At 73.6% G+C, this 5,856-nt stretch carries 4 protein-coding genes and 1 pseudogene; 4 read left to right on the top strand and 1 reads right to left on the bottom strand.

Going from position 1 to position 5,856, the window contains the following annotated elements; genetic code table 11:
• The 4 genes from N4P33_RS35600 to N4P33_RS31560 form a co-directional block, all read left to right on the top strand.
• A partial coding sequence (locus tag N4P33_RS35600; protein WP_313904619.1) for a DUF6643 family protein occupies positions 1-93 on the top strand: 93 nt, incomplete at its 5' end.
• A gap of 43 nt (positions 94-136) precedes the next feature.
• Positions 137-964 carry an MOSC domain-containing protein gene (locus tag N4P33_RS31570; RefSeq protein ID WP_260830373.1) on the top strand — a complete coding sequence of 276 codons (828 nt, stop codon included), beginning with the start codon at positions 137-139 and terminating at the stop codon, positions 962-964.
• Between the two features lie 135 nt (positions 965-1,099).
• Positions 1,100-1,705 carry a hypothetical protein gene (locus N4P33_RS31565; RefSeq protein ID WP_260830372.1) on the top strand — a complete coding sequence of 202 codons (606 nt, stop codon included), beginning with the start codon at positions 1,100-1,102 and terminating at the stop codon, positions 1,703-1,705.
• Positions 1,706-1,813: 108 nt separating this feature from the next.
• Positions 1,814-4,258 (top strand): right-handed parallel beta-helix repeat-containing protein, encoded by a 2,445-nt coding sequence (locus tag N4P33_RS31560; RefSeq protein ID WP_260830371.1) that lies wholly within the window; start codon positions 1,814-1,816, stop codon positions 4,256-4,258.
• 22 nt (positions 4,259-4,280) lie between these two features.
• Here the strand turns inward: N4P33_RS31560 and N4P33_RS31555 are convergent.
• Positions 4,281-5,744, bottom strand: a pseudogene (locus N4P33_RS31555) (hypothetical protein); the annotation flags it as partial.
• Between the last annotated feature and the right edge of the window lie 112 nt (positions 5,745-5,856).

Raw genomic sequence — 5,856 nt, 5'->3', positions numbered from 1 at the left:
TACGAGGCGATGCGCCCCGCGGCTCCCCGGCCCGCTCCCGTGCAGTACCAGCACCAGGACCCGTACCAGGGCCAGCAGTACCGCGGGTACTGAGGCACCCCGGCGGGCTGTCGGTGCCGGCTGGCACGATGGCCCCATGGGGAACACGCGTCTGCACTCGATTCACGTCCATCCGGTCAAGGCATTCCGGAGCCTGTCGCTCCCGGAGGTTGCCGTGGAGCCCTGGGGGCCGGCCGGGGACCGGCGCTGGATGCTGATCGACGACGGGGGAAAGGTCGTCACCCAGCGCCAGCAGCCGCGCCTCGCACTGGCCGCCGCCGAGCCGCTGCCCGGCGGCGGCGTTCTGCTGTCCGCGCCCGGCATGGAGCCCCTCGCGGTGCCCGCGCCCCGGCCCGGCGGCACCATCAGGGTGGAGATCTTCAACGACAAGGTGGAAGCGGCCCCGGCCGAGGACCCCGCCGTGCACGCCTGGTGCAGCGCCTATCTCGGCATCGACGTACGCCTGGTGCACCTGGACGACCCGGCCACCCGCCGGCCGGTCGACCCCGAGTTCGCGCTGCCCGGCGAGACCGTCACCTTCGCCGACGGCTTCCCGCTGCTGCTGACCTCCACCGCGTCGCTCGACGCCCTCAACTCCCTGATCGCCGAGGGCGATCACGCAGCGGAGGGTCCCCTGCCCATGAGCCGGTTCCGGCCGAACGTCGTCGTCGACGGCACCGCCGCCTGGGCCGAGGACGGCTGGTCCCGCGTCACCATCGGTGAGGTCGCCTTCCGGGTCGCCAAGCCCTGCGGGCGCTGCGTGGTGACGACCACCGACCAGTCCACGGCCGAGCGCGGCAAGGAGCCCCTGCACTCGCTGGGACGGCACCGCAGGCTCGGCGGCAAGCTGGTGTTCGGCCAGAACCTGGTCCCCCTCTCCCCCGGCACCATCCGGGTCGGTGACCCGGTCGTCGCCGTGGCCTGATTCCTCGTCATCCCGGGCCGGGACATGAGGCTGCCCCCGGGAACCGGACCGGGGGCCTGTGCGTTGGCCTTGAAGAGAATCGACAGAGAATCGATGAGCATCGCGTGAGAGGGCACGTGGAGGGGGGTGCGACCGGTGCGTGCGATCAGCGGTCTCCGGCGCTGGCGGCACAACCCGCTGTGCCGCAGGACCGATCTGCTCGAGGGCTGGGTGGCCCTCGCCGCGCTGCTGCTCGTGCTCCTCGGCGCCCCGGTGATCGGCACGCTCGTCGGGAGCGCCACCCAGGACGCCCTGCAGGAGTCCGTCCGCGAACAGCGCCGCGCCCGGCACGCGGTGACGGCGACCGTGGTGCGCGAGCTCGAGCAGAGCCCGCTGGACGTGGACCCGGAGACCTCCACCGGCCGTGATCTGCACAGCCGCGTCCTCGCCCACTGGACCGCGCCCGACCGCACCGACCATCACGGCGCGGTGCTGGCGCGGCTGGAGGATCCCCGGCCTGGCGACCGGTTCCGCATATGGACCGACCGGCACGGGCGGCTCGTGCCCCGCCCCCTGGACACCGCGACGGCCGCCACGCACGCCGTGATCGCCGGCTTCGGCGCGGCCCTGGCGGCCGCGGGCCTGATCGAGGGCGGCCGACGGCTGATCGTCTGGCGCATGGTCCGCCGCCGGTACGCGCTCTGGGACCGGGCGTGGGAGAAGGCGGGCCCCGACTGGGGCAGGACCGGCACCGGCAGCTGACGGCCTTCCGGCTCCGGTCAACCCCCCTGCCGCGCGCACGCTACGGTGGTCCGGCGCAAGCAGAACGGCGACAACCTGCGTACAACGAGGTGGGGGCACAGTTACGCCATGGCACAGGGCACGGTCCAGGTGACGCACACCGGCACCTCGCGGTGGCGGCGCCGCACGGGTGAGTACGCATCGCTCGCCGCCGCCCTGGAGGCCGCGGCCGACGGCGACGTCCTCACCATCGCTCCCGGCACCTACCGGGAGAACCTGGTCGTGCGGCGGGCGGTCACCCTGCGCGGCCCCGAAGGCTCGCCCGGTTCCGTGCGCATCGCACCCGTCGACGGCGTACCGCTGACCGTGCGTGCGGCGGCCGTGGTGCGGGACCTGCACGTGGAGGGCCAGGACGCCGCCGCCCCCGCGGTGCTGATCGAGGAGGGCACCCCGGAGCTGCGGGACGTGCGGGTCGTGACCCGGTCCGCGGCCGGCATCGAGGTGCGCGGCGCCGCCCGGCCCACGGTGCGCCGCTGCACAATCGACAACCCGGCCGGCATCGGGGTCGCCGTACTGGACGGCGGCGGTGGGGTGTTCGAGGAGTGCGAGGTGGTCGCCGCGGGGCAGGCCGGCGTCGCGGTGCGCGGCGGTGCCCAGCCCCGGCTGGAGCGCTGCCGGGTGCACCACGCCTCGGGTTCCGGGCTGACCGTGAACGGGGAGAACTCGGCGCTGGAGGCGGTGGGTTGTGAGATCTACGAGGTGCGCGGCAGCGGTGTGCAGGTGACCGAGAGGGCCACCGCGCATCTCACCGACTGCGATGTGCACCGCACGACCACCGACGGGGTCACGCTGGACACCGACGCGGTACTGACGCTGGCAGACTGCCGGATCCACGACATCCCGGAGAACGCCGTCGACCTGCGCTCCCGCTCGGTGCTCACCCTGACCCGCACCACGGTGCGGCAGTTCGGGCGCAACGGCCTGTCGGTGTGGGACCCCGGCACGCGCGTGGACGCCGACCACTGCGAGATCTTCGACAGCACGGGCGACTACCCCGCGGTCTGGGTGAGCGACGGCGCCACCGCCGTACTGGACTCCTGCCGGGTGCACGACGTGCCGGACGCCCTGTTCGTCCTCGACCGGGGTTCGCGCGCGGACGTCGTCGACAGCGATCTGTCGCAGGTGCGCAACACGGCGGTGTCGGTGAGCGACGGCGCCACCGCCCAACTGGACGACTGCCGGATCCGGGACGCGGCGACCGGCGCCTGGTTCCGGGACCACGGCAGCGGCGGCACCCTCAACAACTGCACGCTGGACGGCATGCAGACCGGCGTGATCGTCACCAAGGGCGCCGACCCGACCGTGGAGCGCTGCACGATCACCTCACCCGCCGAGGCGGGCGTCTATGTCTCCGCCGGCGGGCGCGGCAGCTTCCTGAACTGCCGGGTCACGGGCAGCGGCGGCTACGGCTTCCATGTCATAGACGGCAGCCGTACGACGCTCAGGAAGTGCCGCACGGAGCGCTGTGCGCGCGGGGGTTACGAGTTCGCCGACGGCGGCGCCGACGCGGCGTCCGGTGCGGGTGGTCCCCTCGTGGAGGACTGCACCAGCGACGAGAGCGGGAGCCTGAGGCCGCCCGCGGGGGCGGAGCGGGCCGTACAGACGGTGAGCCACTCCACCGGGCTGCTCGGCGCGGTCCCCGGGCAGCGCGCCGAGCAGACACCGCCGGCCTCGCCGGGGGAGCCGGCCGCTCCGGAGAAGGACGTCCGCTCGTCGAAGGCCGTGCTCGGTGAACTCGACGCGCTGGTGGGGCTGGAGAGCGTCAAGCGCGAGGTGCGGGCCCTCACCGACATGATCGAGGTGGGCCGGCGCAGGCAGCAGGCGGGGCTGAAAGCGGCGTCCGTCAAGCGGCATCTGGTGTTCACCGGCTCCCCCGGCACCGGCAAGACCACCGTCGCCCGGCTCTACGGCGAGATCCTCGCCTCCCTCGGCGTGCTGGAGAAGGGGCATCTGGTCGAGGTGTCCCGGGTGGACCTGGTCGGCGAGCACATCGGGTCCACGGCGATCCGTACCCAGGAGGCGTTCGAGAAGGCGCGCGGCGGGGTGCTGTTCATCGACGAGGCGTACGCGTTGTCCCCCGAGGACGCCGGGCGTGACTTCGGCAAGGAGGCCATCGACACGCTGGTGAAGCTGATGGAGGACCACCGCGACGCCGTGGTGGTGATCGTCGCCGGGTACACGGCCGAGATGGAGCGCTTCCTGTCGGTGAACCCAGGTGTCGCCTCTCGCTTCTCGCGGACCATCACCTTCGGTGACTACGGGCCCGAGGAGCTGCTGCGGATCGTGGAGCAGCAGGCGGAGGAGCACGAGTACCGGCTGGCGCCGGGTGCGGCGGAGGCGTTGCTGAAGTACTTCACGGAGATGCCGAAGGGGGCGGCGTTCGGGAACGGGCGTACGGCCCGGCAGACCTTTGAGGCGATGGTGGAGCGGCATGCGAGCAGGGTCGCGCAGCTGGCCGAGCCGGATACGGATGATCTGACCCTGTTGTACGCCGAGGATCTGCCGGAGCTGTAGGGGCTCCGCCCCTGCAACCCGGTCACGGCGTGGTCTCGGGCGGGCGGTTCGTGGTGCGTGGTGCCGGGACCTCCGGGCGGAGGCGGGACAAGAGTTTGCGGCGCTCCTCGGCGAACGCCGGGTCCGCCTGGTAGTCGGAGTGGCCGAGGATCGGGGCCGGGAGCGGGTGGGTGTCCGTGCGGCCGTAGGCGAGGGGGTCCTTGAGGGCGGCGCGGTCCACGGCGGGGCCACAGTCGCCGGGCAGCCGAACGGGGCCGCCGATGGGGTCGGTGAGCCGGTACAGGTTGCGCCAGCAGTCGACCTCCTCGTGCAGCGTGCCGAGGGCGTCCGGCCCGAAGTGGGCCGGGAACCAGCGGCCGTACAGCCGCTCCAGCGGGGAACCGTAGGTCAGCAGCGCGACCCGTTTGCGGGTGGCGGGATCGAGCTGCCAGGCCGCGGCGGCGGCGAGGACGCTGCCCTGGGAGTGCCCGGAGATCACCAGCCGTCCGCCGGTGGACCGGGTCCAGGTGGCGATGCGCCAGGTCAGGTCGGGCACCGCGCGCTCGGCGTAGCAGGGCGGGGCGAACGGGTGGGCGGCGCGCGGCCAGAACGTGCCGACGTCCCACAGAATGCCGATGGTGCGCCGCGCGGAGGCGTCCTTGTAGGCGCGCCGGCCCCAGGTGACGAACAGTATGAAGCCGAGGCCGATGAGCCAGGAGCCCAGCGCCTGCGCGGTCTCGGCGGCGCCGTGCACCACGTCGTACGTGCCGCGTGCGGCCTCGCCGGGTGTCCGGTCGGTGGCCAGGGCTCCGACGAGGGCGCCGGCGCCCAGCAGCAGGGTCGCGGTGGAGGTGACGGCGACGATCCGGGGCCCGCGGTCCGTGAGGGCGGCCATGGCACGGGCATAGGCGATACGGCGGGTGCGGCCGGGGTCGCCCGTCTCGCCGGGGTAGTCGCGCTCCACGACGGCGCGTTCGGCCTTGGCGAGCTGCCAGGCGCGCCGGGCCAGCCAGCAGCCGAGCACCAGCAGCAGCACGAGCAGCGGCGGGATCACCGACGCCTGCCAGGTCAGCAGCACCGGCGGTCCGGGGATGGAAGCTCCGGTGCCGTCCAGCCAGTCGGACACCCGCTGCGAGACCCCGCCGGACATCACCCCGCCCAGCGCGCAGGCCAGCATCGCGACGGCCGGTCCGGCCAGGCCCCGCATGGCGGCCCGCCGGTCGGGGTCGGTGCGGTGCAGGGTGTGGGCGACCACGGCGAGGACGATCACCAGCAGGCCCTGGACGAGGGCGAGGGTGCCGAAGGTCGCGTCCCCCGGCAGCCGGCCGGCCGATTCCCACCCGGGGCGCTCCCAGCCGGCGTAGAGCAGGGTGAGTACGAGGAGCACGAGCGCGGACAGCGGCAGGAGCCGTACCAGGGTCGCGTCGGTCGCGGCGTCGAGCCGGCGTTCGGTGCGGCCCCGGCGGCAGACCACCCAGACGACGGCCAGCGCGCCGATCACCAGCGCCGCCTGGTCGGCCTTCCGCCCGGCCGAGATCAAGGGCGAGTACGACGTCTACGGCATGGGCTGGTTCCCCGACTTCCCCGACGCCGACAACTTCCTCGCCCCGTTCCTCGAC

The sequence above is a fragment of the Streptomyces sp. 15-116A genome (assembly GCF_025290915.1).
In the GTDB taxonomy this organism is placed as follows: Bacteria; Actinomycetota; Actinomycetes; order Streptomycetales; family Streptomycetaceae; genus Streptomyces.
This window is presented reverse-complemented; position numbering and strand designations above follow the sequence as displayed.